Here is a 26,676-nt window from a genome sequence, read left to right as displayed (position 1 = left end):
GGTGAGCAGCCAGCAGGAACCCCGCGGCCCCTTCGGCTGGGCCGACCGCAACTACCGGATCCAGACCGCCGCGACGGTGGTCAGCGGCCTCGGCAACGCGGGCGCCCCGATCGCCACCGCCTTCGCGGTGCTGGAGAGCGGCGGGAACACCACCGACGTCGGGTACGTCACGGCCGCCCGGCTGGTGCCGCTGGTGCTCCTGCTGCTGGTCGGCGGCACCCTCGCCGACCGGCTGCCGCGGCACCGGGTGATGGTCGCCGCCAACCTGTTCAACGCACTCTCCCAACTGACGCTGGCCGCGCTGGTGCTGGCCGGCGGTGTCCGGCTCTGGCAGCTGGCCGTGCTCGCGGCCGCCGGCGGCGCGGGCCAGGCGTTCTACGGCCCCGCCGCCGAGGGGCTGCTGATGCAGAGCGTGCCCAAGGAGAGCGCCGCCAAGGCCTTCTCGGTCTTCCGGATGGCGCTGAACGGCGCCCAGATCGGCGGTGCCGCCCTCGGCGGTGCCCTGGTCGCCGCGGTCGGACCGGGCTGGGTGCTGGGCATCGACGCCCTCGCCTACGCGGCCGCCGCCGGACTGCGGGTCCTCCTGCGCCTCCCGGCGGCCCAGGCCGGCCCTGACCGCTCCAGCCTGGCACACGAACTGCACGAGGGCTGGCGGGAGTTCGTCGGCCGACGCTGGCTGTGGGCCGTGGTGCTCCAGTTCTCGGTGGTGATGACCTGCATCACCGCGGTCGAGGCGGTGTACGGCCCGGTGATCGCCCAGCAGCGGCTGGGCGGCGCGCGCAGCTGGGGCGTCGCGATGGCCGCCTTCGGCGTCGGGCTGCTCTCCACCGGCGTCCTGATGGCCCGCTGGCAACCGCGCCGGATCCTGCTGGCCGGCAACTACGGCGTCTTCCTGTTCGCCCTGCCCGGCCTGGCGCTGGCACTGCACGCCCCGCTGCCAGCGGTCTGCGGCGCGATGTTCGCCAGCGGCGCCGGGGTCACCGTCTTCGGGGTGAACTGGATGGTCGCCCTCCAGCAGGAGATCCCCACCGAGCTGATGTCCAGGGTGTCCGCGTACGACGCCCTCGGCTCGCTCGCACTCACCCCGGTCGGCACCGCACTGGCCGGGCCCGCCGCCGACGCGCTCGGCCTCGACGGCGCGACCTGGACCTGCGCCGCCGTCACCCTGCTGCTCGCCGCAACGGCCCTGGTGGTCCCCGAGGTCCGCCGGCTCTCCCGCACCACCCCGGCCGAGGCCCCCGTCCGGGAGACGGTCACCGTCGGATGACCGGCCGCGCCGGACGGACCGCCCGGGGGCAACCGCAACCGGTCGCCGCTCGTCCCCCCCCAGCTGACGGAGTTGCCACCCGGGGAGAACCACATGCCCGCACCACTGCTGTTCCTGGACGTCGACGGCGTGCTCAACCCGGCCCGCCCGCACCCCGAGGCCGGATTCGACACCCACACCCTGCTCGGTTACCGCGTCCTGCTCTCCCCCCGCCACGGCGACTGGCTGCGCGAACTCTCCGAGCACTACCGGCTCTGCTGGGCCACCACCTGGGAGGACCAGGCCAACCTCCACATCTCGCCCCTGCTCGGCCTCCCCGAGCTACCGGTGGTGCACTTCGCGGGGTACGTCCCGCAGCCGGACGACCCGAAGGTGCCGTTGATGGACCTCTTCCGGGCGTTCAAGTGGGCACCGCTGCTGCGCTTCGCCGACGGGCGGCCGTTCGCCTGGATCGACGACCTGATCCCGGGCCGGCTGGTCCGCAACTCCCTGCTGCGCCGGGACCGGCTGCTGCTCCCCGTCGAAAGCGGCCAGGGGCTCCAGCGCCACCACGTGGACCGGCTGCTGAAACGGCCGCCGACAGCCCGGCGGTGGCCGCGCACAAACTGAGCCCTGCCGGAGATATACCAGTCCACTTACCATCAATTGGCCTTGGTCGAAGCCGCCCGCAGCCCGTACGGTTGGCAGCATGCGGATCAGAGTCGTCGATGCCTTCACCGACCGGCCCTTCGCCGGAAACCCTGCCGCCGTCTGCCTGCTGGACGGCCCCGACTGGCCCGACGAGGGCTGGATGCAGCAGGTCGCCGTCGAGATGAACCTCTCGGAGACCGCCTTCGCCCTGCCGCTGCCCACGGGCGGCGAAGCCGACTGGTGGCTGCGCTGGTTCACCCCCGCCCACGAGGTCGACCTCTGCGGGCACGCCACCCTGGCCACCCTGCACGCCCTGCACTCCGACGGCCTGCTCGACCGGGACTGGGTCAGGTTCTCCAGCCGCAGCGGCGTCCTGCTGGCCCGGCCCGAGCAGGACGGCAGCTACACCCTGGACTTCCCGGCCAACCCGCACACGCCGGTCCCCGACCCGGACGGGCTCGCCGAGGCCCTGGGCACCCCGGTGCTCGGCAGCTTCGACACCGGAGCGCTCGCCGATCTGCTGGTGCTGCTCCCGGACGAGAAGACCGTCCGCTCGCTCACCCCCGACCTCACCGCGGTCGCCGCGCTGCCCACCCGGGGCGTGCTGGTCACGGCACCGGCCGACGACCCCTCGGGGGCGTACCAGTTCGTCTCCCGGTTCTTCGGCCCGGCCTCCGGCATCCCGGAGGACCCGGTCACCGGCAGCGCCCACACCGCACTGGCCCCCTACTGGGCGGCGCGGCTCGGCCGCACCCGGCTGACCGGGTACCAGGCCTCCCGCCGGGGCGGCCTGGTGGTCTGCGAACTCGCGGGCGACCGGGTCCGGCTCTCCGGCCGGGCGGTCACCGTGCTGGACGGCACCCTGCTCAGCCGGCCCGGGCCGCCGCGGAACTGATCGCACCCGGAGCCGGTCGCACGCCGGTCCGCTCCGGCACCGAACGGCTCGGTGCCGGAGCGGACCGGCCGCCGGACGATTCCGGACCTGAGCCGATCGGCCTCAGAGCCGGTTGCGCTCCAGCCGCAGGCCCTCCGCATCCAGTTCGCCGAACGACGGAGCCTGGTGTCCGTGGGTCAGGGCCGGTCCGGACGGCAGCCCCGCCCAGGTGAGCAGCTTCGCCGTCGCCGCCGCGGACTCGTCCGCCTTCAGTCCGGCGATCTTCGAACCGTGGTTGCCGCCGGGCACGGTGTAGACGTAGCTGTCCCGGCTGCCCCGCCCGAGCGCGAAGCGCTCGGCGCCCCAGGGGTCGTTCGCCCCGTAGACGAAGAGGATCCGCTGCGCGGACTGCCGCACCCAGTGGTCGATGTCGCGCATCGCACCCGGGTCGAAGTGCATCGGGATCGAGCGCGGCACGTAGCTGCGCGGTGCGTACAGCTGCTCGTAGTCGTAGTGCAGCAGGCCCTTCAGGTAGGAGACGTCGAAGCTCGGCGCACCGAGTTCGGTCCCCGCCTGGTAGTAGTACGCGGTGTACCGGGCCAGCGAGCCGTCGGAGTTCGAGGTGATGCCCGAGTGGGCGTCGAACCAGGTGTAGAGCTGGTCGTCGGTGGCGGTCACCGGCGGCACGGTGGCGCAGTCCGCCTCGGTGGCGTACTGCCAGAAGCTCCAGACCACGTCCAGCACCCCGGCCTCGTACCCCCGGTCGGCGCTGCCCATCACCTCGAAGGTGTTGCCCTTGGCCGCGTTGTCGGCGGCGTAGCGCGGCTCCAGGGTGGTCCGGCGGACGAGCAGCTCACGCTGCGCGGTGCGCAGCGCCGTCCGGCACCCGGGGGTGCCGACCTGCCGGAAGAAGGCGCTGTAGGCGGAGTCGTCGCGGTCGTTCACCTCGTTGGGCGCGACGTACGCGACCGTGCCGTCCACGTCGTCCGGGTAGAAGCGGCGGTGGTAGACCGAGGACATGCCGCCCTTGCTGGCCCCGGTGGAGATCCACTTCTGCCCGTAGACCCGCTTGAGGGCGGTGATGATCGCGTGTGCGTCGGCCGCACCCTGCCGGATCCCGGCCTTGGTCCAGTCGGTGGGCACCGGGCGGGAGGGGGTGAAGTAGCGGTACTCGATGGAGACCTGGTTGCCGTCCAGCAGCCGGGTCGGTTCCGTCCGGGAGGGGGTGGTGCCCAGGGTGTACCCGTTGGTGTAGAAGACCGTCGGCCGGTCCTCGCCCCGGTGCAGCACGCTGAACCGCTGCTGGAAGGTGCCCAGCCAGGGCTTGAAGTGGTCGACCGGCTGGGTGTACGTCAGCAGGAAGTACCGGTACCCGGGGGCCGGCCCCTCCTCGGTGACGGTCACCCCGGGGATCGCGGCCAGCCGGTCCCGGATGTCGGCACCGGCCGTCGTGGCGGCGCTGACGGACGTACGGGTCTGCGCGGTGGCCGGCAGCGCCGACCCCAGACCTGGCGCCGATATGAGCAGGGCTGCCGCCAGCAGCCCGCGGAGCGGATTGCGCATCAACTCTCCATGCCTGGTGGGTCGTCGGAGGGATCACACGGTCCCGGTCGGACCCCACCACGCTGGCGTGAGCATGGCGCATTGTCAACAACAGGTAAAGCAAACGGCTGCACGGCCGGACACCACCCGGCCGGCCCAGCGCCGACTCCCCCGGATGGCGCTACGCGCTGGGCAGCCAGCTCACCCGGCCGGCCAGCAGCGCGTACCCGACGAAGGCAACGGTGTCGATCAGCGCGTGCGCCACCACCAGCGGCATCACCCGACCCCAACGGCGGTACAGCAGGCAGAAGACCACCCCCATCACCATGTTGCCGACCAGCCCGCCGATGCCCTGGTAGAGGTGGTACGAGCCGCGCAGCACCGCACTGGTGACGATCGTCGCGGGCAGCCCCCAGCCGAGCTGGCCGAGCCTGCGCAGCAGGTACCCGACGACGATCACCTCCTCCAGGATGGCGTTCTGCCAGGCCGAGGCGGCCAGTACGGGGATCCGCCACCAGACGTCCGGCAGCCCCGAGGGCGCGACCGTCAGGTTGGCGCCGACCGCCTGCGAGCCCAGGTAGAGCAGCAGCCCCGAACCGCCGATCGCGGCGGCCACCGCCGCGCCGCGCCCGAGGTCGCCGAGCTTGCGGGACAGGTCGAAGCCGAGCTGCCGCAGTGAGCTGCCCTCACGGACCAGCAGGTAGCCGACCAGGGCCACCGGCATCAGCCCGCGCAGGATGTAGTACACCTGCCAGGCGAGGTCCAGCCAGGGCCGGCCGGGCGCGTGCGAGCCGTTGAGCGTCGCGACCTGCTGGCCGAGGGCGATCGGCTGGGTGAGCGACCCGAGGAAACTGATCAGCGCGCCGACCCCGCTGGCGCCGAGCGAGAGACCGAGCACGATCAGGAGTTCGGCCACGAGCAGGCGTCGGGACGGCGCCGCGGTCCCGGGTTCGGGCTCGGTCGAAACGGTGGTCACCAGGTCTCTCCAGCACGCAGCTCCGGCCCGGCGACCGGTCTGCCGCCGGGCCGATCATCCTCCCATATCAACCTTTGGACGCCCGGCCGGCCGAGCGGTGCGCCAGGAGCGTGCGGAGCCGGGCCCGGCGCACGGGGCCCGGCAGGACCGACAGGACCGGCGGGCGGCTAACCCACCGGCCAGGTGTGCACCGGCTCGCCGGTGCGCGAGTACTCCATGTACCGCCGCGTCATGGCCGCGAGCGCCGCCGCCCGGTCCATCCCGTACTGCTCGCGCAGCCGGTGCACGGTGGCGCTCTGCCACGCGGCACCGTTCGTGCGGCGGAGGCAGCGCTGCTCGATGATGCCGAGGTAGCGGTCCCGGTCGGCCGCGGCCACGCCCCACTCGTTGAGCCCCTGGTACGCCAACGGGAGCAGCTCGGTCAGCACCAGCTCGCCGGCCGCGACCGGTACGGTACCGCGTGCGCCCCGCCCGCTCTTCGGCCACTGGAGCACGGCCTCGATGCCGTGCCGGGCGGCGTTGTGGAAGTTCTCGTCCGCCTGGGCGAACGCGAGACGGGTCCAGATCGGCCTCGGCTGTTCGGCGAGCACCCGGACCAGGCCGTAGTAGAAGGCGGCGTTCGCCAGGGTGTCGGCCACCGTCGGACCGGCCGGCAGGCAGCGGTTCTCCACCCGAAGGTGCGGTACGCCGTCGGCGACGTCGTAGACCGGCCGGTTCCAGCGGTAGATGGTGCCGTTGTGCAGCCGCATCTCGCCGAGCCTGGGGATGCCGCCGGAGGCGAGCACCTTGACCGGGTCCTCGTCGTCGCAGATCGGGAGCAGCGCGGGGAAGTACCGCAGGTTCTCGGCGAAGAGGTCCAGTGCGGAGTCGATCCAGCGCTCCCCGAACCAGGTGATGGGGCGCACTCCCTGGGCCTTGAGCTCGGCCGAACGGGTGTCGCAGGCCTGCTGGAAGAGCACCGGCCGGGTCTCCCGCCACAGCTCCCGGCCGAACAGGAACGGCGAGTTGGCGCCGAGGGCGACCTGGACCGAGCAGAAGGCCTGGGCGGCGTTCCAGACCGAGGCGAAGCGCTCTGGCGTGACCTGGAGGTGCAGCTGGAGCGAGGTCGCGGCGGCCTCGGCGACCATCGAGACCGACTCGATCGCCAGCTGTTCGACGCCCTGGATGTCGAGCGCGATGTCCTCTCCCCTGGCGGCCAGGATCTGGTCGCTGAGCAGGGTGTAGCGGTCGTTGTGCGACATGGCGTCCAGGCCGGTGTGGTCCAGGTCGAGGGTCGGCAGGATGCCGACCATCACGATCCGGGCGCCGACCTCGGCGGCCTTGCGGTCGGCGTACCGCAGGCAGGTGTCGAGCTCCTCCCGCAGGTCCTCCAGGACATGGCCGCTCAGCCGGTGCGGCGTGATGTTGACCTCGATGTTGAACTGGCCGAGCTCGGTCTGGAAGTCGCTGGAGGCGATCGAGCCGAGCACCTCCTCGTTGTACATCAGCGGGCTGCCCTGCTCGTCGGCCAGGTTGAGCTCGATCTCCAGGCCCATCATGGCCTTGGGCCGGTCGAAGCGTTCCTCCCGCAGCATCCGCTCCAGCGCGTCCAGACAGGACTGCAGCTTCCGGCGGTACAGCTGCCGGTCGGCCAGCTCCGCCCGAGTCGCCACGACCTTCTCGCCCATGGGTGCCCCTTCACCTTTGGTCGATCGTCCCTGCATCATGCCCAGCCGGAAGATCGATAGCCGCTCACCCGAACAGGTTGACGAGGCACGGTTCCTGACGGACCGTCAGCCATCTCCCAGCTTGCCACGGGCCACGGAACGTGATAAGAAGGTCACCCTGCGCACCTGTTCGAGTAGAATTCGCACTGCGCTCCTACCCGGTGCCATGCCGCTCCGAATTCCATCGTCGGCAGGTTCCGCGCCCGCACCGCGATCATGCCCAACCGGACACGGCCAGGTCCCGTCACACCAACGCCACGCCGGTATGCCGCACTCGCACGCCGATCTAGCACGGAGAGGCGACCCGCCATGACTATGCAGACGCCCCAGCCCCCGCCCAGCGCCCTGCGCGCGGTCCTCGCCGCGCTCGACTCCGAGGCCGCGCTGTGCCAGCCCGCCGCCGGCGCCCTGCGCGGCGCCGCCGGCCCGCTGCTGCCCTCCCATCCGCTCGCGGTGCACGTCCTGGAGGGGCCGGGCGGCGGGCTGGCCGGCGCCCGGCGCACCGGATGGCGTTTCCTGATCAAGCGCGGATCGGCGACGCTCTCGGCGGAGCCCGCGGCCGAGGTGGCGGCGGCCGCCGAGGTGATCGAGACGGCGGACGGCCACGCCTTCTCCCACTTCACCGCGGGGCCCTACCTGGACTCCACGGTCCGGGCGCTGCGGCAGGCCTGGCAGCTCGCCCAGTCCTCGCGGTCGCGGCACCAGCCGCGGCTGCTGTCGATGCCCGGGCACTACGCCACCGCGCTCTGGCTGCACCACCCCGAGCCGGGCCCGACGACCGATCTGCTGATCCCGCTGGCACCCGCGCCGTGCGGCGTGACCGCGCACCGGGTCTACCCGGCCGTCGAGCTGCTGGCGATGCTGGAGCGCGCGGCGGTCCCCGCGCGGCTGACGGCCGGGATCTCCTGAGTCGAATCACCCGAACGGGCCATCTCGGCCTGACTCGACCGAGTCAGTGCCCGGATGGCCCGTCGGGCTGTACGGAGAGGACTTCTCCCCCTGAACGGGTGATGTGGAGCAGCCAGTTGTGGCGCATGTCACCAAATCGCTGCGCAATGGCCCCGGGATGCCGACACTGGGAACCAGGGTGGAGAGGGCACCAGTCCTACCCACCGAAGCGCCGGTTCACACTTGAGCCGGGGCCGGCAGGAGATCCGGTCGGCAGGGCGGACGCCCAAGGGGGGTGGCCGTGCGGCGGGCCCGGATCGTCGTGAGCGAAGCGAGGGTACGAGTCATGTGCCAGCACCGTCCTGAGTGCCCGTCAGCGGAGTCCGCCGACCGTGAGGCGGCCGTCCCGCTGGCCTGCCACCCCGAGCAGGGGTGGAGCCTGCTCTGCAACGGCGTCCTGGTCTTCGAGGACACCGGTGAGCTGCTGCCCGACGGGCAGGTGATCGCGCCGCACCGGGCCCTGGCCGCGGCCTGAGCAATCCCCTGAGCACCGTCCCGGAACAGGGCGAGGGCCCTTGGGAGGAACGTTCCTCCCAAGGGCCCTCGCCGGTGTCCGGGCTCAGGCGCCGTACTCGTCCAGCGGCGGGCAGGAGCAGACCAGGTTGCGGTCGCCGTACGCGCCGTCGATCCGGCTCACCGGCGGCCAGTACTTGTCGGCCGGGTTGACGCCCGCCGGGAAGACCGCCTCCTGGCGGGAGTACGGGTGCGCCCAGTCACCGGCCAGGTTGGCGGCGGTGTGCGGGGCGTTCCGCAGCGGGTTGTCCTCGGCCGACCACTCGCCCGAGCCGACCTTGTCGATCTCAGCGCGGATCTCGATCATCGCCTCGCAGAAGCGGTCGATCTCGTACAGGTCCTCGGACTCGGTGGGCTCGATCATCAACGTGCCGGCCACCGGGAAGGACATGGTCGGGGCGTGGAAGCCGTAGTCGATCAGGCGCTTGGCGATGTCGTCCACCGTCACGCCCGTCTCCTTGCTGAGCGGCCGCAGGTCGATGATGCACTCGTGCGCGACCAGCCCGCCGGGACCGGTGTAGAGCACCGGGAAGTGCGGGGCCAGGCGCTTGGCGATGTAGTTGGCGTTCAGCACCGCGACCTGGGTGGCGCGCTTGAGGCCCTCGCCGCCCATCAGCCGCACGTACGACCAGGAGATCGGCAGGATCGCCGCCGAGCCCCAGGGCGCGGCCGAGATCGGGCCGACACCGGTGGCCGGGCCCGCCTCCGCCTGCAGCGGGTGGTTCGGCAGGTACGGCGCGAGGTGCGCGCGCACCGCGACCGGGCCGACGCCCGGACCGCCGCCGCCGTGCGGGATGCAGAAGGTCTTGTGCAGGTTCAGGTGCGAGACGTCCGCGCCGAACTTGCCCGGCTTGGCGAGGCCGACCAGGGCGTTCAGGTTGGCGCCGTCGACGTACACCTGGCCGCCGGCCTCGTGCACCATGGCGCAGATGTCGGTGATCTGGGTCTCGTACACGCCGTGGGTGGACGGGTAGGTGACCATCAGCACCGAGAGCTGGTCGCGGTGCTGCTCGATCTTGGCCTTCAGGTCGTCGACGTCCACGTCGCCGTCGACCAGGGTCTTGACCACGACCACGCGCATCCCGGCCATCACGGCCGAGGCCGCGTTGGTGCCGTGTGCGGAGGACGGGATCAGGCAGACGTCGCGCTGGGTGTCACCGTTGGCCTGGTGGTAGGCGCGCACCGCCAGCAGACCGGCCAGCTCGCCCTGGGACCCTGCGTTCGGCTGGATGGAGACGGCGTCGTAGCCGGTCACCTCCACCAGCTGCTGCTCCAGCTGGCGGATCAGGGTGAGGAAGCCCTCCGCCTGGTCGATCGGCGCGAACGGGTGCAGCTGGCCGAACTCCGGCCAGGTCACCGGCTCCATCTCGGTGGTGGCGTTGAGCTTCATGGTGCAGGAGCCCAGCGGGATCATGCCGCGGTCCAGCGCGTAGTCCCGGTCCGAGAGGCGGCGCAGGTAGCGCAGCATCGCGGTCTCCGAGCGGTGGCTGTGGAAGACCGGGTGGGTGAGGTACTCGTCCTCGCGCAGCAGCGCGGCGGGCAGCGCGTCGGCGCTCTCGTCCAGCTCGACGCCCTCGACGCCGAAGGCGGCGAGGACCGCGGCCAGGTGCTCGCGGGTGGTGGTCTCGTCACAGGAGATCGAGACGGTGTCGGCGTCGACCTGGAACAGGTTGATGCCGTTGACACGGGCGGCGTCGACCACCGCGGTGGCCCGGCCCGGGACGCGGGCGGTCACGGTGTCGAAGAACTCGGCGTGCGCCAGCTCGACGCCCCCGGCCTTCAGGCCCTCGGCCAGGGCGGCGGCACAGCGGTGGGTACGGCGGGCGATGTCGGCCAGGCCGTCGGGGCCGTGGTACACCGCGTACATCGAGGCCATCACGGCCAGCAGCACCTGGGCGGTGCAGATGTTGCTGGTCGCCTTCTCTCGGCGGATGTGCTGCTCGCGGGTCTGCAGCGCCAGGCGGTAGGCCCGGTTGCCGTCGGCGTCCACCGAGACGCCGACCAGGCGGCCGGGCAGGTTGCGGGCGTACTCGGCGCGCACGGCCAGGTAGCCGGCGTGCGGACCGCCGAAGCCCATCGGCACACCGAAGCGCTGCGAGGTGCCGCAGGCGATGTCGGCGCCCAGCGAGCCGGGGGACTTCAGCAGGGTGAGCGCGAGCAGGTCGGCGGCGACGGCGACGACCGCGCCCAGGCCGTGCGCCTGCTCGATCACCGGGGTGAGGTCGCGGACGACACCGGAGGCACCGGGGTACTGGAGCAGCACACCGAAGACGCCGCGCTCGGCGATCTCGGCCGGGATGCCCCCGGACAGGTCGGCGACGACCACCTCGACACCGGTCGGCACCGCGCGGGTGTTGATCACCGCGATGGTCTGCGGCAGGGTCTCGGCGTCGACCAGGAAGACGCCGCCCTTGACCTTGGTGACCCGGCGGGCCAGCGCCATCGCCTCGGCGGCGGCGGTGCCCTCGTCCAGCAGCGAGGAGCCGGAGGTGGCCAGCCCGGTCAGGTCGGAGACCAGGGTCTGGAAGTTGAGCAGCGCCTCCAGGCGGCCCTGGGAGATCTCCGGCTGGTACGGGGTGTAGGCGGTGTACCAGGCCGGGTTCTCCAGCACGTTGCGCAGGATCACCGGCGGGGTGAAGGTGCCGTAGTAGCCGAGGCCGATCATCGGCTGCAGCACCTGGTTGCGCGAGGCGAGTTCACGGAGCTCGGCGAGCACCTGGGCCTCGCTGCGGCCGGCCGGCAGACCGAGCGCGGTGAGGCTGCGGATGGCGTCCGGCACGGCGGCGTCGGACAGCTCGTCCAGCGAGCCGTAGCCGACCTGCGCCAGCATCTTGTCCTGGGCGGCGGCGTCGGGGCCGATGTGGCGGGTCTCGAAGGGGCTGGCCTGCTCAAGCTCGGCGAGCGTCGGCTGGGCGTTCATGGGGGTCGAGGCCTCCTGGTCACGGACCGGCGGGGGTACGCACGCCGTAGGGCTCCGCCGCTGTGGGAGCGGTGGGCCGAGTGCGCGCGAACCCGACAGGCCTCCCCCTCTGTCATCGGGACCTGAGAGCTTCGCCGCGCGGGAGGCCCGGGGGCATCCATCGGCTTGCACCGTCGGTGAGGGTGGTGCCGCCGGCTCCCGCGCCAACAGCCCTGCCCTGCTTTCCAGAGTGACCTAGCCCACACGGTACGGATGCCTGAGAGATTCCGGGGAGGGTTTGCTCCTTCGGCGCCCCTGTTCCCGCAGTTCACGGTGGGTCGGGGACTCTCCCGAGCAGGCTCGGCGGTCGCGCCCAGGGTACCAGCGGAAGCCCTCCGGATCACTGGCCGGACCGGACCGATCCGAACGGATGCGAACGACCCCGCACGACCCGCCCGCTCCCGTACGGGTGCCTCCGGGTAGCCGCTGCCCGATTGATGGCTTTTCGTGTGAAGTGGCGGATGGACAGCTCCTCCGACCGCCCCCTGACGGAACGTCCCAGGAGCACGTGCACTGGAGGACAGCGTGCAGACCGATATCGATCCGCGGGACCTGATCGGGCACAAGGCGGTCGACCGGAACGGTGACAAGATCGGCACGGTCGACGAGGTCTATCTCGACGACGCGACCGGCGAGCCCGAGTGGGCCGCGGTGCGGACCGGGATCTTCGGCCGGGACGCCTTCGTCCCGCTGACCACCAGCGAGTTCTCGGGCGAGGAACTCAAGGTCCCGTACGACAAGTCACTGATCAAGGACTCGCCCGACTTCGGCGTCGGACAGCACCTCTCGCCCGCACAGGAACTCCAGCTCTACCGCTACTACGGCCTGGACACGGCGGGCGCTCCCCCGGTGGCGGCAACCGCCAACGGCACCTCTAAGGCCGCCGACCTGGACTTCGGCGCCGTCCCGGCGACCGGCCCGCGTCCTGCGGCCGCCCGGACCGGCCCGGTCCCCCCGGCCGCCCCGGTCACCCGGCCCGACGCGGCCACCCAGCCCGCCCCAGCCGGCCCTGCCGCACACCCGGCCCCGGCCCCCCCGGCCGCACACCCCGCCCCGGAGAGCACGTCGACCGCGTTCGCCGCGCCACTGGCAGGCCCGAACCCGCCGCTCACCGAGCACACCAAGAACCCCACGGCGCTGGACAAGCCCGCCCCCAGGGCCACCGAGGCCAACGGGCGGACCGTCAACCAGCCCACCGTGGACCGGCCGACCTCGCGGACCGCGGCCGACAGCGCGCCGGCCGGACCGGTCGAGATCACCTGCCGCGAGGAGCGCCTCGACATCAGCACCGAGTGGCACGTCCTCGGCACCGCACGGTTGCGCAAGTACGTGACCACCGAGTCGGTCGAGCGCCGGGTGCCGGTGGTCCGCGAGCGGGTGCGGGTCGAACGGATCCCGGTCCCGGAGTCCGAGCGGGCCGCACTGAGCGACCAGGAGATCGCCGAGGCGGTCGAGGAGGTGACGCTGCGCGAGGAGCGGCCGGTGGTGCGCAAGTACCTGGCCCCGATCGAGCGGGTGCGCCTGGTGGTCGAGCGGTACACCGAGGAGGAGGTGGTCCGCGAGGAGCTGCGCCGGGAGCAGGTCGAGGTCCACGACAGCACCGGCACGGACTCCCCCGCCGCACCGGCCGCCGCACCGTCGGCACCGCCGCCCGCCCGTCCCGAGCCGCTGCGCCAGGCGTGAGCCCGGCCGGTTCGGGTACGCAGCTGCCCCCGGTTCCGCCCCGAGACGGCTCCGGGGGCATCGTTTTGCCTAATTTTCACCGATAGATATTTGACATAGTGAAGTATCTACCGGCATCGTTACTTCAGTTCGTTGACTTTCGCCCCTCGCAACAGATTGCCCGGGGCACCTGAACTGGAGGAAGAACCGTGAGTGAGGCACCACAGCCCAGCTCCGCGGCCGAGAAGCCGAGCAGCGCACGGGTGCTACCCGCTCTGATCCTGGCGATGCTGGCGTTCAGCGTGGTGCAGACCGCGGTCGTCCCGATCCTGCCGTCGCTGGCCAAGGAGCTGCACGTCGCCGGCTCCAACATCACCTGGCTGATGACGGCCAACCTGCTCTCCGCCGCCGTCCTGACCCCGCTGCTCGGCCGCTTCGGCGACCTGCGCGGTCGCAAGCCGATGCTGCTGATCTCGCTGGCCGGCCTGGTCGCGGGTTCCGCCCTCGCGGTCGGCACCCACTCCTTCGGCTGGCTGGTCGTCGCCCGCGTCCTGCAGGGCGCCGGCGGTGGCGTGCTCCCGCTGGCGATCAGCATCGTCCGTGACGAGCTCCCCAAGGAGAAGGTCACCGGCGGCGTCGCCGCGATCTCCGCCTCGATGGGCGTCGGCTCGGGCCTCGGCCTGGTCGCCACCGGCCTGCTGCTGGAGCACTGGAGCTACAAGTCCATCTTCTGGATGGGCCTGATCTTCGGTCTCATCGCGGTCGCCCTGGTCGCCCTGCGCGTCCCCAAGGACCCGGTCGTGGACAAGGAGGGCGGCGCCGACCCGCTCGGCGCGCTCACCCTGGCCGGCTGGCTCTCCGCCCTGCTGATCGCCGTCAGCCAGGGCAACCACTGGGGCTGGACCTCCACCAAGACGCTCGGCCTGTTCGCCGTCGCGGCCGTGGTCGCCCTGATCTGGGGCGTCATCGAGGTCAAGGTCAGCCACCCGCTGGTGGACATGAAGATGATGGCCCGCCCGGCCGTCGCCTTCACCAACATCTCCGGCCTGCTCATCGGCTTCGGGATGTACGGCTCCTTCATGGTGATCAGCAACTTCGCCCAGACCCCCGAGAAGTTCGCCCACTACGGCTTCACCGCCACCGTGCTGCACGCCGGCGTGATGCTGCTGCCGTCCGCCCTCGGCTCGATGGTCGCCGCCCCGGTCGGCGCCCTGCTGATCGCCCGCAGCGGCCCGCGCCTGCCGCTGGTGCTCGGTGGCCTGCTCGGCGCCGTCTCGATGGCCTACCTGGCCGTCCGCCACAGCGCGGAGGGTGACATCTACCTCGCCTCGGCCGTCTTCGGCCTCGGCGTCGGCCTCGCCTACGCTGCGATGCCCGCCTACATCAACGGCGCCGTCCCGGCCGAGCAGAGCGGTATCGCCAACGGCATGAACGCCGTGCTGCGCACCGTCGGTGGCGCCATCGGCACCGCCGTCATGGGCGCGATCCTGACCGGCGACACCATCAAGTTCCCGATCCCGATGCCGATCCAGCTGCCCACCCTGGACGCCTACAAGCACGCCTTCTGGGTCGCCGCCGCGATGTGCCTGGTGGCCGCCGTGGTGCCGTTCGCGATCCGTCGCGTCAAGCCCGCCACCGCCGTTCCGGTGGCGAACAGCTCCGACTCGGAGCTGGCCAAGACCGGCGCCTGACGAGGCGCCTGACCTCGCGCTCAGGGACAGGGCGCGAGGGAACTGGGCCCCGGCGGGCGGTGAGGGCATCGCGACCCGCCCGAGGCCCAGCTCGACAAGTGGCCCTGTACCCGGACAAGCTCCGGGTACAGGGCCACAACGTTTTTCCAGCCGGCGGCACGGAACGCCGCTACGCCCGCAACGGCAGCGGATCGGCCGCCTCCAGCTCCGGGTCGTCGATCGCGAAAGTCCGGACCCGGCCCGGCAGGCTGTACGGAGTCTCGAACCGTACGGTGACCCGGCCCACGCCGCTGCCCTGCACCCAGCCGGGACCGTACTGGGCGTGCGTCACGTCCTGCCCGGGCCGCCAGTGCCGGACGGCCGGCGGCTCGACGGCCCCCGCACGCACCAGTGTCGGCTCGGGCTCCGGCGGCCCCTCCCGCTCGGTGGCGCTCTCCCCCTCCTCGACGGCCGCCCCGGCCCTGGCCGCCGCCTGTGCCTCAGCCGCCGCCTGTGCGAAGAGATCCTCCTGGGTGTAGTCGGCCAGCTGGGAGACGCCGACGCCGAGCAGCCGCACCCCGCCCGTGGTGTCCACCTGCGCCGCCAGCCGCCGCGCCGTCTCGGCGATCACGGCCTCGTCGTCGGTCGGCGCCCGCAGGGTCTCGGACCTGGTGAGGGTCGAGAAGTCGAAACGGCGCACCTTCAACACGACCGTCCGGCCGGAGCGGCCCGCCGCGTGCAGGCGCTGCACGCACCGCGCCGACAGCACGTCGACCTGGTGCAGGATGTGGTCCCGGTCCGCCAGGTCCACTTCGAAGGTGTCCTCCACCGAGACCGACTTGGCGTCCCGGTCCGGTACCACCGGGCGCTCGTCCAGACCGGTGGACGTCGCGTACAGCCCCGCCCCGTGCGCGCGGCCGAGCAGCTGGACCAGCTCGCCCTCCCCCGCGTCCGCCAGATCCGCCACCGTGAGCAGCCCGGCCCGCCGCAGCACCTGCTCGGTGGCCGGGCCGACACCGGGCAGCGCCCGGACCGGCAGCGGGCTCAGCACCGCTCGCTCGGACCCGATCCCGATCAGCACCAGGCCGTCCGGCTTGGCCTGCTCGGAGGCGATCTTCGCCATCAGCTTCGACCCGGCCGCGCCGACCGAACCGGTCAGCGCCGTCCGCGCCCGGATGTCCGCGCGCAGGTCCTCCGCGATCGCCAGCACCAGCTGCGCACCCTCCTGCGGGCCCGCAGCCGCCAGCGCGGGCCCGTACGGCCCCGCCTCCAGGTCCACGAACGCCTCGTCCAGGCTGAGCGGCTCCACCAGCGGCGACAGCTCCCGCAGCAGGCCCATGACGATGTCGCTCACCTCGCGGTAGGCGGGGAAGCGGCCGGCCAGGAACGCCGCGTTCGGGCAGAGCCGCCGGGCCTGCGCCATCGGCATCGCCGAGTGCACCCCGAACCGCCGCGCTTCGTACGAGGCGGTGGACACCACCCCGCGACCGCCCAGACCGCCGACCACCACGGGTTTGCCGCGCAGGCTGGGCTTGGCCGCCTGCTCCACCGCGGCGAAGAAGGCGTCCATGTCGAGGTGGATGATGCTCGGCACTGTCCGCACCTGCTGATCATCTCGCAGGGGTCTGACAATTCCGGTTCGGCGACCCGTCCCACCCCGCTCGGCCGTCGCCGCCGGCCGACCGCACGGTCAGTGGCCGCCCGCGTCCGCCAGCGCACGGGCGATCCCGGTCTCCCGGGCGCCCAGGAACTGCGGGTCGGGCCGCAACCACGCGTTCAGCGCCGCCTTGCCCGCGCCGGGGATCTCCCGCAGACCCCCGTAGTACCAGGTCGCATCGGCCGGTTCGGGCACCCCGACGGCGTACGACTCGATGCCCGCGGCCCGGCAGAGCGCCAGCGCCCGGCGCACGTGGAAGCCCTGGCTGACCAGCACCGCCCGGTCCACCCCGAAGATCCGCCTGGCCCGGGTGCAGGAGTCCCAGGTGTCGAAGCCCGCGTAGTCCTCCACCACCCGGATGTCGGGCACCCCGTGGCCGACCAGGTAGCGGCGCATCGCGTCGGGCTCGTTGTAGGAGTTCCGGCTGTTGTCACCGGTCACCAGGATCGCCTCCACCTTGCGGTCCTGATAGAGCGCCAGCGCCGCGTCCAGCCGGTGCGCGAGGTAGGGCGACGGCTCGCCGTCGAACAGCCCGGCCCCGAAGACCACGGCGACGGGCGCGCTCGGCGCACTCTGCACGGTGCCGACCCGGCCCTCCTCGCTCAGCCAGAGCCAGCCGCTCGGCGCCAGCGCCAGCACGCTGAGCAGCGTGACCGCCTGGAAGGTTCGCCGCTGAGCCCGTCTCGTCCGGGGCAGGCGCACCCGGGGCAGGCGCAGTCGTGGCCGCGACTTCCGTCCCACTGGATCCCCCTCTTGATCGTTCCACCTGCCCGGACGACGCCGAGGGCCCGGACGGTTCCTCCCGTCCGGGCCCTCGTTCGAATCCGTCCGCCGGTCAGCCGGCGCGGTTGCGGCGCTGGGCCAGCTCGTCCCCCGGGTCGTGCCCGATCAGCGTCTCACCGGTGTCCGCCCGCTCGGCGTGCAGCCGCCCGAGCGTCGCCTCCAGATCGTGCCAGACCGCGCCGACCGCGATGCCGAAGACTCCCTGACCGCCCTTCAGCAGGTCCACCACCTGCTGCGGCGAGGTGCACTCGTACACCGTGGCGCCGTCGCACATCAGGGTCAGCCCGGCCAGGTCGGCGACCTCGGCGCGCTGCAGATGGGTGACGGCGACCCGGATGTTCTGGAGCGAGACGCCGGCGTCCAGCAGACGCTTGACGATCTTGAGCAGCAGGACGTCGCGGAAGCTGTAGAGCCGGTGCGCACTGGCCGCGTAGGCGCTGCGCACGCTGGGTTCCAGCAGCCCGGTACGGGCCCAGTAGTCCAACTGCCGGTAGGTGATCCCGGCGGCGGCGCAGGCCGTCGGCCCCCGGTAGCCCACCAGCTCGGAGGTCGGCGCCAGCCGCTCGATCGCGGGCTGCCCGGGCTGCACGGCCGGAAAGCGTCCGACCCTCGGCAGCTCGCGCTCCTGCTGATCGACGCCCGCGGCCTCCCAGGCCCGCTCCAGCAGCAGCTTCCGCCCGGAGCGCGGGACGTGCACGGAGCACGGGCCTCCAACGGCTGCTTCGTCGCCCAAGCCGCTCATGCCAACCTCCGTCCGCTCGTCCTGTGGGCCGTCCGGCCCCGGCTGGAGTAACTCACCGGAGCCACTTCTGACGGTAGGCAGTCGCCAGTGACCCGTCAACGATCGCCACGCCGAGGCTCACCACCGATGTCACTCGGTGGAGTGGTTTTTCGTACCCTAAGTGTGGGTAGGTCGACGCCCTTTGGCAAAGCCCGACTTGCGGCCGGCACCCGATGGTTCCACCGACCTGCGGCGGAGCCGCGACGGAGCCCTACTGCTGGCCACCGCCGAAGTCCTCCGGCGAGACCTGGTCGAGGAACTCGCGGAACTTCTCCACCTCGTCCTCCTGCTCGTCCGGGATCGCGATACCCGCCTCGGCGAGCACCTCCTCGCTCCCGTAGATCGGCGTACCGGTCCGCAGCGCGAGGGCTATCGCGTCCGACGGGCGCGCACTGACCTCGACACCACCGGAGAACACCAGCTCGGCGTAGAACACGCCCTCCCTGAGGTCACTGATCCGCACCTCGGTGAGCTGCTGGCCGAGCGCGTCCAGCACATCCTTGAACAGGTCATGAGTCAGCGGCCGCACCGGTGTCATGCCCTGCTGGGCGAAAGCGATCGCGGTCGCCTCGCCAGGACCGATCCAGATCGGCAGGTACCGATCTCCCCCTACCTCCCGAAGCAGCACGATCGGCTGGTTGGAAGGCATCTCCACCCGGACACCCACGACGTCGAGCTCATTCACAGTGGCAACCCTATGACCCCTGCCCCGGATATGAAAGCGCAGCCGGTCGGGGCACTCCCGGGCGGACAGCCGCACGCCCCCGGGCGGCGGGTTTCGGCGGCCGGGCAGCACTGCCGGCCCACCGGGCACTCACTGGCCCGGCCTAGCCTTCAGTCCCGCCTGCACCATGGCGGCGTGCAGCCGCACCGACAGGGTGGCCAGCTCGCGCGCGGTGGCCTCGGCATGGGCCCGGGTCTGCGGGTTCCGGTGCCGCCGCAGCGGTGCGACCACCTGGTCGACCAGCGCCACCTCCCGGTCCGCCGCCGCCTTCATGGCACGCAGATGGCGCGGCTCCAGACCGTACCGGCCGAGCTCCGCGACCAGCCGGGCGACCTGCAGGGCCTCCCCGTCGTACCCGCCGTCCGGCCCCGCGGCGACCAGCCCGTAAGACTCCCACTCCGTCAGCTCGGGCTCGCCCGCCTCCGCCGCCGCCAGCAGCTCGGCCCGGCCGAGCCGGACCCCGGGCGCCGCGCCGGAGGCCGCCACCAGCTCCCGGTCCGCCTCATCCAGCGGACCGGGCCGGGCCTCCGGAGCCGGCAGGGCCGGGGGCGCCTCGCCGCGCTCCATCGCGTCGAGGTGCTCCCGGATCACCCGCAGCGGCAGGTAGTGATCGCGCTGCATCCGCAGCACGTACGCCAACCGCTCGACGTCGGACGGACTGAACTTGCGGTAGCCCGAGGGCGTCCGCTGCGGCTCCACCAGCCCCTCCGCCTCCAGGAAGCGGATCTTGGAGATGGTGACCTCCGGGAAGTCGTCCCGAAGGAAGGTCAGCACCGCACCGATACTCAGCAGTTCGTCACCGCGCCGCCGTACCCCGACCGCTCGACGCGAACCGGGCACGGAGACGGCCTCGACGGATGAAGGGGTATGCGCGGTCACTCGGGGCTCCTGCCGACGTCGTGTTCAGTACCCCCGGTGTGTTCAGTACCCCCGCTGCGGGCTGGCGAAGAACACCAGCCGGTACTTCCCGATCTGCACCTCGTCACCGTTGTTGAGCGACACCTCGTCGATCCGCTCCCGGTTGACGTAGGTGCCGTTGAGGCTGCCCACGTCGGCCACCGCGAACCCGCCCTGCGTCCGGCGGAACTCGACGTGCCGACGGGAGACGGTGACGTCGTCCAGGAAGATGTCACCCTCCGGGTGGCGGCCCGCCGTGGTGACGTCGGAGTCGAGCAGGAAACGGCTCCCGGAGTTCGGGCCGCGCTGCACGATCAGCAGGGCCGAGCCCGGCGGCAGCGCGTCGATCGCGGAGAGCACCTCGACCGAGAGCGCCGGCGTGGCACCCGTCCCGGTGGCGGTGGGGTCGTACGACTCCAGGCCGGAGATCGAGATGGTCGACGTGGTCTCCGCCGCGCCCTCGGGCAGCAGCCCGCCGCGCAGCGCCGTACCGCAGTTGTTGCAGAAGCGGGCCGCCGGCGGATTCTGGTTCCCGCACCGGGGACAGGGAAGAGCACCGGCAGTCATGTTCACAGCCTCCTGGCTCGGCACGCCCGACGGGGCGTGCCCGGCGTACGGATCCGGAGCAAACCCTCCATCAGAGGTTGAGGGTCCCGACTGGAAACCTATGCGCGTGGCGCCCGAGGAATCAACCGACGCGCCGTAGCCCTCCTGATTGCCGCCACCGTCGCGGAACAGCGGACGCTCGGCGTACTGGTCCTGCCCGGGGACGGGCCGCATCCCGGGGACCCCGGCGTCGTCGTCGGACATGCGGTGACGCGCCGTGGGCGCCTCAGCGGCCGCGGCCCGGTGCTTGTTACGACCGAACAGCTTCGAGAACAGACTCACGGGCGAATCTCCTTGCGTGTGACAGACCCGCCCGCGGGGCAGGGTGAGAGGCTCGGACAGGCAGCTGACCCGGCACCCGGCCGGTGCCGATCGAGTGGTACGTCCCATTGTCGCCGAAAGTTGCCGTGCACCCGCTGCCAAGGGCGCAGAACGGCTGACGGACCGTACGGCATTCGTGCCGTCACTTGGCCGCCGGCGTGGCGTACTGGGAGGTCTTCGGGGTGACGAGTGCATCCACCGTCACCGACTGCTGCGCGGCGATCGTGGCCTGCGCCTGCTGCTTCTCCAGGGTGCGCACCACGCCACCCGGAATGTTGAGGGCAGGCGTCAGATCCTGCGGGTTCCCGATCACGGTGAAACGGAACGGCTGCGAGACCTTCCTACCGTCGATCTGCACCCCACCCGCCGACGCATCGGTGAAGTAGGTGCCGGCCACCACGCGCACATCGTTGATCTGAATCGCCTCCGCCCCTGCCGCTCGAAGTTCCTGCAGGGTGTCCAGCAGCATATCCGCCTTCACCTGCCCTTGGGGATCATCGACCGTCAGTACGATGCCCGGACCTGTGGCTTTGACGGTGCCGGCGAGCACTCCGAGCTCCGTCGCCTTCTTCCTGGTCTGCTCCTGAGCCTCCTTCGCCTGGTTGGAACTGTTCTCCAACTGGGTGAGGGACTGCTCAAGCTGCGTCTTCTCCTGCTGGAGACGCTGCTGACGGCTGTCCAGTTCGTCGAGGATACGGACCAAATCCTCCTGACGGGCACCACGGAGCTGGCTGTGGTCACTGGTCGAGCGCACCTGGATCGCCAGCGCCAGGCCGAGCGAGAACAGCAGCACCGCCACCACCAGCTGCCCCCGCGAGAGGCGCGGCGGCCACAGCGCCGCCTTCAGCCGTCTTCTGGCGTCCGCAGGCGGGGTGGCCGGGCGAGCCTGCACCTCGTCCGGGCCGCTCTCCCGGGCCACCTCCCCCGCCGACGGCAGGCCGGCGCCCGACAGGGCCTCAACCTCGCGCTCAGGCTGCTCCGACTGCTCCGGCTGCGGCTCGGGCTCCGGCTGGGGCTCCGGCTGGGGCTGGGGCTGGGGCTGGGGCTGGGGCTGGGGCTGCGCAGCCTCCGGCTCCTTCTTTCCGTCCTCGCTCATCCCTCCCCCTCTCAGGCCCGGAAGACGTGCCGTCGGATCGCGGCGGCATTGGAGAAGATCCGGATGCCGAGCACGACCACCACACCCGTGGAGAGCTGCGAACCGACCCCGAGCTTGTCACCCAGGAAGACGATCAGCGCCGCGACCACGACGTTCGACAGGAAGGAGACCACGAAGACCTTGTCGTCGAAGATCCCGTCCAGCATCGCCCGCACGCCGCCGAACACCGCGTCCAGGGCCGCCACCACCGCGATCGGCAGATAGGGCACGACGGCGTCCGGCACTTCGGGCTGTACGAAGAGGCCGACGACCACCCCGATCACGAGACCAAGTACGGCAATCACGGTGTAGCTGCTCCTGTCCCTGTGGGGGTGGACGGACTCTTGCTGGACTTGGACGACCCGCTGGGCTTCGGCGAGGCGCTCGGCCTGGACGAACCGGACGACGACGGCGAGGCGGACGCCGGGACAGCGGCGGAGGCGGACGCCGAGGGCGCGGGCACGGGAGTCGTGGTGAGCGGCTGCGCATACCGCAGCGTGATGCCCAGCGCCCCCGGCAGCGTGACCTTCTTCTGGACGGAGAGGTTGGACTTGATCCCGTAGCTGTCCTGGATCAGTCGCAGGTAGTGCCCGGCCTCCGCGTTCTGGAAAGCCGTGGCGAACCGCTGCCCGTCCCCGATCGCCAGCACCGTGTAGGGCGGCACCAGCGGCCGGTTGTCCACCAGGACGGCGTCGCCCGCCGCCCGGATCGCCGACAGCACGGTGAGCCGCTGCCCGTTGATCGCGACGCCCTCCGCACCGGAACTCCAGAGCCCGTTGACGACCAGCTGGAGGTCACGGTCCTTCAGCCGCCCACTGTTCTGGAAGCCGTCGGCCTGACGCGGGTTGTTGACCGAGCCGCCGGCTCCGGTGCCCGAGGCGTCCTCGATCACCAGCTTCACTCCGGGACCGGACACCTCGCCCGTGCCCGCCTGTCCGGCGACCGCGGCGAGTCCGCCGTCGCCCTGCGACCTCAGGGCATGGTCCTGAGCCTGCTCGACCTTGTCCCGCAGGCTCTCGATCTGCTTCTGCAGCTTGTCGGCTCCGCCGGTGGCGTCGTTCACCCGGTGGACCAGCGCGTCCCGCTCCTTGGCCAGGGTCGGCGCCGCCTCCTCGTTGTTGACCGCACCCACCGTGACCACCGTCGCGGCCAGGGCCAGGCCCAGCGCCAGCGTCAGGCGTCCGCGCACGGAGGCGGGCAGCCTGCTGGAACCCTCGGCGCCCCGCGCCCTGGCCGCCTCGGCGTAGCCGTCGTCCAGGCTGTGGTCCATCACATTGGTCAGCAGGGACATCGAGGCGTCGGGGCGCGCAAAGCGTCTGTCCCGGTCACTCGGCGTCGTCGGTGCTGGCATGCGGTACATCGTCCCACGTCGTGGATCCGCCGAATGCACAGCCCCTACTACTGCCCGACACCCACCCGGCAGCCCACGGGCACCTGCGAGAGCCCTCCAGCACGCCTTGAACGGCCTGCCGGGGCCGGGGGAGCCTTCCGGCCCCCTCGACCCCGGAAACCGGCCGCTGCGCTAGCGTCCAGCGCCGTCCACCACGGCGGCCCACTCCTCCAGCAACTGCTCGGTGGCCCCATCGTCCGGGCCCTCCGCCCAGAGGTGGGTGACCGCCTCGGCCGGATCCGGCAGCACCAGGGTCCAGCGCCCGTCCGGCTCCACCACCCGGACCCCGTCCGTGGTGTCCAGCCTGCGGTTGCCGGCCGCCTCCACCACCGAACGCATCACCATGCCCTTGGCCGCCCACGGCGTGGCGATGTCACGCCGCTGGATGTGCGCTTGCGGAATCCGAGCGTCGATCTGGCTGAGCGTCAGCTGGGTACGGGCCACCAGACCCACCAGCCGGACGAAGGCCGCCGCACCGTCCAGCACACCGCTGAACTCCGGGACCACGAAGCCGCCCCGACCGTCACCGCCGAAGACCGTGCCCTCGGCCGCGGCCGCCTTGGCCAGGTCGTCCGGCGAGGTGGTCGTCCAGCAGACCTGGGTGCCGTGGTACGCCGCCACCTGTTCGGCGATCCGGGTCGTGGTCACCGGGAGCGCCACCTGGCCGCTCCGCCGCTCGGCCGCGACCAGGTCCAGCAGCACCAGCAGTGCCCGGTCGTCCTCGATCACCCGACCGAGCTCGTCCACGAAGGCCACCCGCTCGCCGACCGGATCGAAGCGCACCCCGAAGGCCGCCTTCGAGGAGGACACCAGCTCACCGAGCCTGGCCAGCCCCGCCCGCCGTTCCTCGGCGTCCTCGGTCGGCCTGGCCTCGTCCAGACCGGTGCTGACCGTCAGTGCCTCGACGCCGAGCCGGCCGAGAATGCTGGGCAGCACCAGCGCCGCGCTGCCGTGCGCGGCGTCGACCACCACCTTCAGCCCCGCCTCGCGCACGCCGGTGGTGTCCACGGCCCTGAGCAGGTTCCCCGCGTAGGAGTCGAACACGCTGGACGGAAAGGTCAGATCACCGATCTCGCCCGGGAAAGCCCGTCGGTACTCCTGCCGCGCGTACACCCGGTCGAGCTTGCGCTGCCCGGCCTGGGAGAGGTCCGCCCCGCGCTCGTCGAAGAAGAGGATGTCCAGCGAGTCCGGCACCCCTGGGGTGGTCCGCAGGAAGATCCCGCCCGCGCCGCCGCGCGCGGTGTGCTGGCGGGCCACCGGCATCGGGACGTTCTCCAGGTCGCGGACGTCGATCGCGCTGGTCTGCAGCGCCGAGATCATCGCCCGTTTGAGCGCACGCGCACCACGCGAGTGGTCACGCGCAATGGTGACGGTGGCCCCCTTCTTGAGCGTCGTCGCGTACGCCCCGGCCAGCCGCACGGCCAGCTCCGGTGTGATCTCGACGTTGAGGATCCCGGAGACACCGCGCACCCCGAACAGGTGCTCCTGGCCGCGGGATTCCCAGATCACCGAGGTGTTGACGAAGGCACCGGCCTCGATCGTCTTGAACGGGTACACCCGGACGTTGCCCGAGATGATCGACTCCTCGCCGATCAGGCACTCGTCCCCGATCACCGCCCCGTCCTCGATCCGGGCCGCCCGCATCACATCGGTGTTCTTGCCCACCACACAGCCACGCAGGTTGCACTGCGGCCCGATGTAGACGTTGTCGTGGATGACCGCCTTGTGCAGGAACGCCCCGCGCTTCACGACCACGTTGCTGCCCAGCACGGTGTGTTCACGCAGCTCGACGCCGGCCTCCACCTTGGCGTAGTCGCCGATGTACAGCGGCCCGCGCAGGACGGCCTCCGGGTCCACCTCGGCGCCCTCGGCCACCCAGACACCGGGCGAGATCTCGAAGCCGTCCAGCTCGACGTCGACCTTGCCCTCCAGGACGTCCGCCTGGGCCTTGCCGTAGCTGTCGTGCGTGCCCACGTCCTCCCAGTAACCCTCGGCGACATAGCCGAAGACCGGCTTCCCCTCCTTGAGCAGTTGCGGGAAGACGTCACTGGACCAGTCCACCGACTCGCCGGCCGCGACGTAGTCGAAGACCTCCGGCTCCATCACGTAGATGCCGGTGTTCACGGTGTCGGAGAAGACCTGCCCCCAGGTCGGCTTCTCCAGGAAACGCTCGACCCGCCCGCTCTCGTCGGTGATGGTGATCCCGAACTCGAGGGGATTGGGCACCCTGGTCAGACAGACGGTGACCATCGCGCCCTTGCGACGGTGGAAGGCGATCAGCTCGGTGAGGTCGAAGTCGGTGAGTGCATCCCCGGAGATCACCAGGAACGAGTCGTCCCGGAGTGCGTCCTCGGCGTTCTTGACACTTCCTGCCGTACCGAGGGGGACCTCCTCGTTGGCATAGGTGAGGTGCATACCCAACTCTTCACCGTCACCGAAATAGTTCTTCACCAACGAGGCCAGGAACTGCACGGTCACAACGGTGTCGGTAAGGCCGTGCCGCTTCAGCAACCGCAACACGTGTTCCATGATCGGCCTGTTGACGACCGGCAGCAGCGGCTTTGGCATGCTCGACGTCATCGGCCGGAGGCGGGTGCCTTCGCCCCCTGCCATCACAACGGCTTTCATTACGGGTGCGTCCTCCTTCGCGGTGGTGGACCCTGGGATCCATCAAACCGTTTCAGAGCATGTCTACCCGGATGGTTACGTCCGACTCACCGCGATGGCGTGTGCCTGGTCTCAACTGCACGGCATGCCTCACACGTATGTCCCGGCTCGCATACATCTCGGTTGGGCAAGTCCACCACACCGTCAGTATGCGCCGCCGGAGCGGTGTCAGCCCGTCGCCGCAGCATCCGCTTTGACGATCTGCCTGGCCTGTACGGCGTACATGATGGCGGCCCACCAGTAGAGCGTCGTACCCCACCAGATAAAAGCCCAGCTGACGATCTCGGCCGGCGTCGCGAGCCAGGTCGTACCGTCACCGAGCAGCAGCAGCGGGAACGCGTACATCAGATTGAAGGTCGCGGCTTTCCCGAGAAAGCTGGTCTGCAGCGGGCCGTAGCCATGCCGATTGAGAATCGGCAGCAGCGAAGCGATGAACAGCTCACGCGCCGCCAGAATTGCCGTCACCCACCAGGGCAGGATTCCGCGCCAGGTCAGCCCGACCAACGTCGAGACCACGTACAGCCGGTCCGCCGCCGGGTCCAGAATCTGCCCGAGCCGACTGATCTGCCCCCACCGCCGGGCCAACTTCCCGTCAAGATAGTCGCTGATCCCACTCAGCATCAGCACGACGATCGCCCAGCCGTCGTTCCTCGGGCCCCCGAACACCGGCCAGAGAATCAGCCACAGGAAGATCGGCACCCCGACCAACCGCCCCATACTGAGCAGGTTGGGAATGGTGAGGACGCGGTCGGTCTGAACGCGCGTCTCCTGGACCTCCACCGGGGGGCCTCCTGACGGTACGACAACTGTGCGGCATTGACCCTACAACAGAGAAGCCCCCTCCCGAACCCGGGAGGGGGCTTTCTCCAAAATTTGTTCGGCGGCGTCCTACTCTCCCACAGGGTCCCCCCTGCAGTACCATCGGCGCTTTGAGGCTTAGCTTCCGGGTTCGGAATGTAACCGGGCGT

Annotated in this window: 22 protein-coding genes, 1 rRNA gene and 1 riboswitch; of the genes, 7 read left to right on the top strand and 16 right to left on the bottom strand. The window is 71.3% G+C overall.

Annotated elements, in window-relative coordinates:
- Position 1 precedes the first annotated feature (1 nt).
- The 3 genes from ACFC1R_RS10320 to ACFC1R_RS10310 all read left to right on the top strand — a co-directional run bounded on the left by ACFC1R_RS10320 (position 2) and on the right by ACFC1R_RS10310 (position 2,792).
- Positions 2 to 1,267: an MFS transporter gene (locus ACFC1R_RS10320; protein ID WP_375935769.1), complete on the top strand. Its 1,266-nt coding sequence runs from the start codon at positions 2 to 4 to the stop codon at positions 1,265 to 1,267.
- A gap of 93 nt (positions 1,268 to 1,360) precedes the next feature.
- On the top strand, positions 1,361 to 1,876 hold the full coding sequence (locus ACFC1R_RS10315; RefSeq protein WP_375935767.1) for an HAD domain-containing protein: 516 nt from the start codon (positions 1,361 to 1,363) through the stop codon (positions 1,874 to 1,876).
- A gap of 79 nt (positions 1,877 to 1,955) precedes the next feature.
- The gene (locus ACFC1R_RS10310; protein ID WP_375935765.1) at positions 1,956 to 2,792 is read left to right on the top strand and encodes a PhzF family phenazine biosynthesis protein; all 837 of its coding nucleotides are present in this window, start codon (positions 1,956 to 1,958) and stop codon (positions 2,790 to 2,792) included.
- A gap of 102 nt (positions 2,793 to 2,894) precedes the next feature.
- On the opposite strand, the gene ACFC1R_RS10305 is transcribed toward ACFC1R_RS10310, so the two are convergent.
- From ACFC1R_RS10305 to ACFC1R_RS10295, 3 genes are all read right to left on the bottom strand, one after another.
- Positions 2,895 to 4,334 carry a S28 family serine protease gene (locus ACFC1R_RS10305; protein WP_375935763.1) on the bottom strand — a complete coding sequence of 480 codons (1,440 nt, stop codon included), beginning with the start codon at positions 4,332 to 4,334 and terminating at the stop codon, positions 2,895 to 2,897.
- A gap of 160 nt (positions 4,335 to 4,494) precedes the next feature.
- A complete protein-coding gene (locus tag ACFC1R_RS10300; protein WP_375935761.1) occupies positions 4,495 to 5,289 on the bottom strand; it encodes a CPBP family intramembrane glutamic endopeptidase in 795 nt (264 codons plus the stop codon).
- Positions 5,290 to 5,456: 167 nt separating this feature from the next.
- A complete protein-coding gene (locus ACFC1R_RS10295; RefSeq protein WP_375935759.1) occupies positions 5,457 to 6,956 on the bottom strand; it encodes a glutamate-cysteine ligase family protein in 1,500 nt (499 codons plus the stop codon).
- A 348-nt stretch (positions 6,957 to 7,304) separates the two neighbouring features.
- On the opposite strand from ACFC1R_RS10295, the gene ACFC1R_RS10290 reads away from it, so the two are divergent.
- Both ACFC1R_RS10290 and ACFC1R_RS10285 read left to right on the top strand, forming a co-directional pair.
- A complete protein-coding gene (locus ACFC1R_RS10290; protein ID WP_375935757.1) occupies positions 7,305 to 7,904 on the top strand; it encodes a hypothetical protein in 600 nt (199 codons plus the stop codon).
- A gap of 325 nt (positions 7,905 to 8,229) precedes the next feature.
- The gene (locus tag ACFC1R_RS10285) at positions 8,230 to 8,418 is read left to right on the top strand and encodes a DUF5999 family protein (RefSeq protein WP_375935755.1); all 189 of its coding nucleotides are present in this window, start codon (positions 8,230 to 8,232) and stop codon (positions 8,416 to 8,418) included.
- 84 nt (positions 8,419 to 8,502) lie between these two features.
- Here ACFC1R_RS10285 and gcvP read toward each other — a convergent pair whose 3' ends face one another.
- Positions 8,503 to 11,376: an aminomethyl-transferring glycine dehydrogenase gene (gene gcvP, locus ACFC1R_RS10280; RefSeq protein WP_375935753.1), complete on the bottom strand. Its 2,874-nt coding sequence runs from the start codon at positions 11,374 to 11,376 to the stop codon at positions 8,503 to 8,505.
- A 234-nt stretch (positions 11,377 to 11,610) separates the two neighbouring features.
- Positions 11,611 to 11,718: riboswitch (glycine riboswitch) on the bottom strand.
- A gap of 222 nt (positions 11,719 to 11,940) precedes the next feature.
- On the opposite strand from gcvP, the gene ACFC1R_RS10275 reads away from it, so the two are divergent.
- Positions 11,941 to 13,098 (top strand): DUF2382 domain-containing protein, encoded by a 1,158-nt coding sequence (locus ACFC1R_RS10275; RefSeq protein WP_375935751.1) that lies wholly within the window; start codon positions 11,941 to 11,943, stop codon positions 13,096 to 13,098.
- 188 nt (positions 13,099 to 13,286) lie between these two features.
- On the top strand, positions 13,287 to 14,768 hold the full coding sequence (locus ACFC1R_RS10270) for an MFS transporter (protein WP_375935750.1): 1,482 nt from the start codon (positions 13,287 to 13,289) through the stop codon (positions 14,766 to 14,768).
- A gap of 169 nt (positions 14,769 to 14,937) precedes the next feature.
- Here the strand turns inward: ACFC1R_RS10270 and ACFC1R_RS10265 are convergent, their stop codons facing one another.
- The 12 genes from ACFC1R_RS10265 to rrf all read right to left on the bottom strand — a co-directional run.
- Positions 14,938 to 16,350, bottom strand: coding sequence for a DNA polymerase IV (locus ACFC1R_RS10265; protein WP_375935748.1), 1,413 nt, complete (start codon positions 16,348 to 16,350; stop codon positions 14,938 to 14,940).
- Positions 16,351 to 16,437: 87 nt separating this feature from the next.
- Positions 16,438 to 17,145, bottom strand: coding sequence for a vancomycin high temperature exclusion protein (locus ACFC1R_RS10260; RefSeq protein WP_375935746.1), 708 nt, complete (start codon positions 17,143 to 17,145; stop codon positions 16,438 to 16,440).
- A gap of 94 nt (positions 17,146 to 17,239) precedes the next feature.
- Positions 17,240 to 17,929 carry a MerR family transcriptional regulator gene (locus tag ACFC1R_RS10255; RefSeq protein WP_375935744.1) on the bottom strand — a complete coding sequence of 230 codons (690 nt, stop codon included), beginning with the start codon at positions 17,927 to 17,929 and terminating at the stop codon, positions 17,240 to 17,242.
- A 250-nt stretch (positions 17,930 to 18,179) separates the two neighbouring features.
- A complete protein-coding gene (locus tag ACFC1R_RS10250) occupies positions 18,180 to 18,653 on the bottom strand; it encodes a bifunctional nuclease family protein (protein ID WP_045304014.1) in 474 nt (157 codons plus the stop codon).
- Between the two features lie 129 nt (positions 18,654 to 18,782).
- Positions 18,783 to 19,532 (bottom strand): MerR family transcriptional regulator, encoded by a 750-nt coding sequence (locus tag ACFC1R_RS10245; protein ID WP_375936064.1) that lies wholly within the window; start codon positions 19,530 to 19,532, stop codon positions 18,783 to 18,785.
- 81 nt (positions 19,533 to 19,613) lie between these two features.
- Positions 19,614 to 20,477: an FHA domain-containing protein gene (locus ACFC1R_RS10240; protein ID WP_375935742.1), complete on the bottom strand. Its 864-nt coding sequence runs from the start codon at positions 20,475 to 20,477 to the stop codon at positions 19,614 to 19,616.
- Between the two features lie 181 nt (positions 20,478 to 20,658).
- Positions 20,659 to 21,612: a DUF881 domain-containing protein gene (locus ACFC1R_RS10235; RefSeq protein ID WP_375935740.1), complete on the bottom strand. Its 954-nt coding sequence runs from the start codon at positions 21,610 to 21,612 to the stop codon at positions 20,659 to 20,661.
- An 11-nt stretch (positions 21,613 to 21,623) separates the two neighbouring features.
- A complete protein-coding gene (locus ACFC1R_RS10230) occupies positions 21,624 to 21,956 on the bottom strand; it encodes a small basic family protein (protein WP_045304011.1) in 333 nt (110 codons plus the stop codon).
- Positions 21,953 to 23,002 carry a DUF881 domain-containing protein gene (locus ACFC1R_RS10225; RefSeq protein WP_375935737.1) on the bottom strand — a complete coding sequence of 350 codons (1,050 nt, stop codon included), beginning with the start codon at positions 23,000 to 23,002 and terminating at the stop codon, positions 21,953 to 21,955. The genes ACFC1R_RS10230 and ACFC1R_RS10225 overlap by 4 nt, the downstream gene beginning before the upstream one ends.
- 171 nt (positions 23,003 to 23,173) lie before the next feature.
- Positions 23,174 to 25,669, bottom strand: coding sequence for a sugar phosphate nucleotidyltransferase (locus ACFC1R_RS10220; RefSeq protein WP_375935734.1), 2,496 nt, complete (start codon positions 25,667 to 25,669; stop codon positions 23,174 to 23,176).
- Between the two features lie 207 nt (positions 25,670 to 25,876).
- Positions 25,877 to 26,488, bottom strand: a complete 612-nt coding sequence (locus ACFC1R_RS10215) for a CDP-alcohol phosphatidyltransferase family protein (protein ID WP_375935731.1) — start codon at positions 26,486 to 26,488, stop codon at positions 25,877 to 25,879.
- Between the two features lie 95 nt (positions 26,489 to 26,583).
- Positions 26,584 to 26,676 (bottom strand): 5S ribosomal RNA (gene rrf, locus ACFC1R_RS10210); the annotation flags it as partial.

The organism is Kitasatospora sp. NPDC056138, from assembly GCF_042264695.1.
Lineage (GTDB): Bacteria > Actinomycetota > Actinomycetes > Streptomycetales > Streptomycetaceae > Kitasatospora.
Note: the sequence above shows the minus strand (reverse complement) of the source record. Positions and strands in the feature narration are given on the sequence as shown.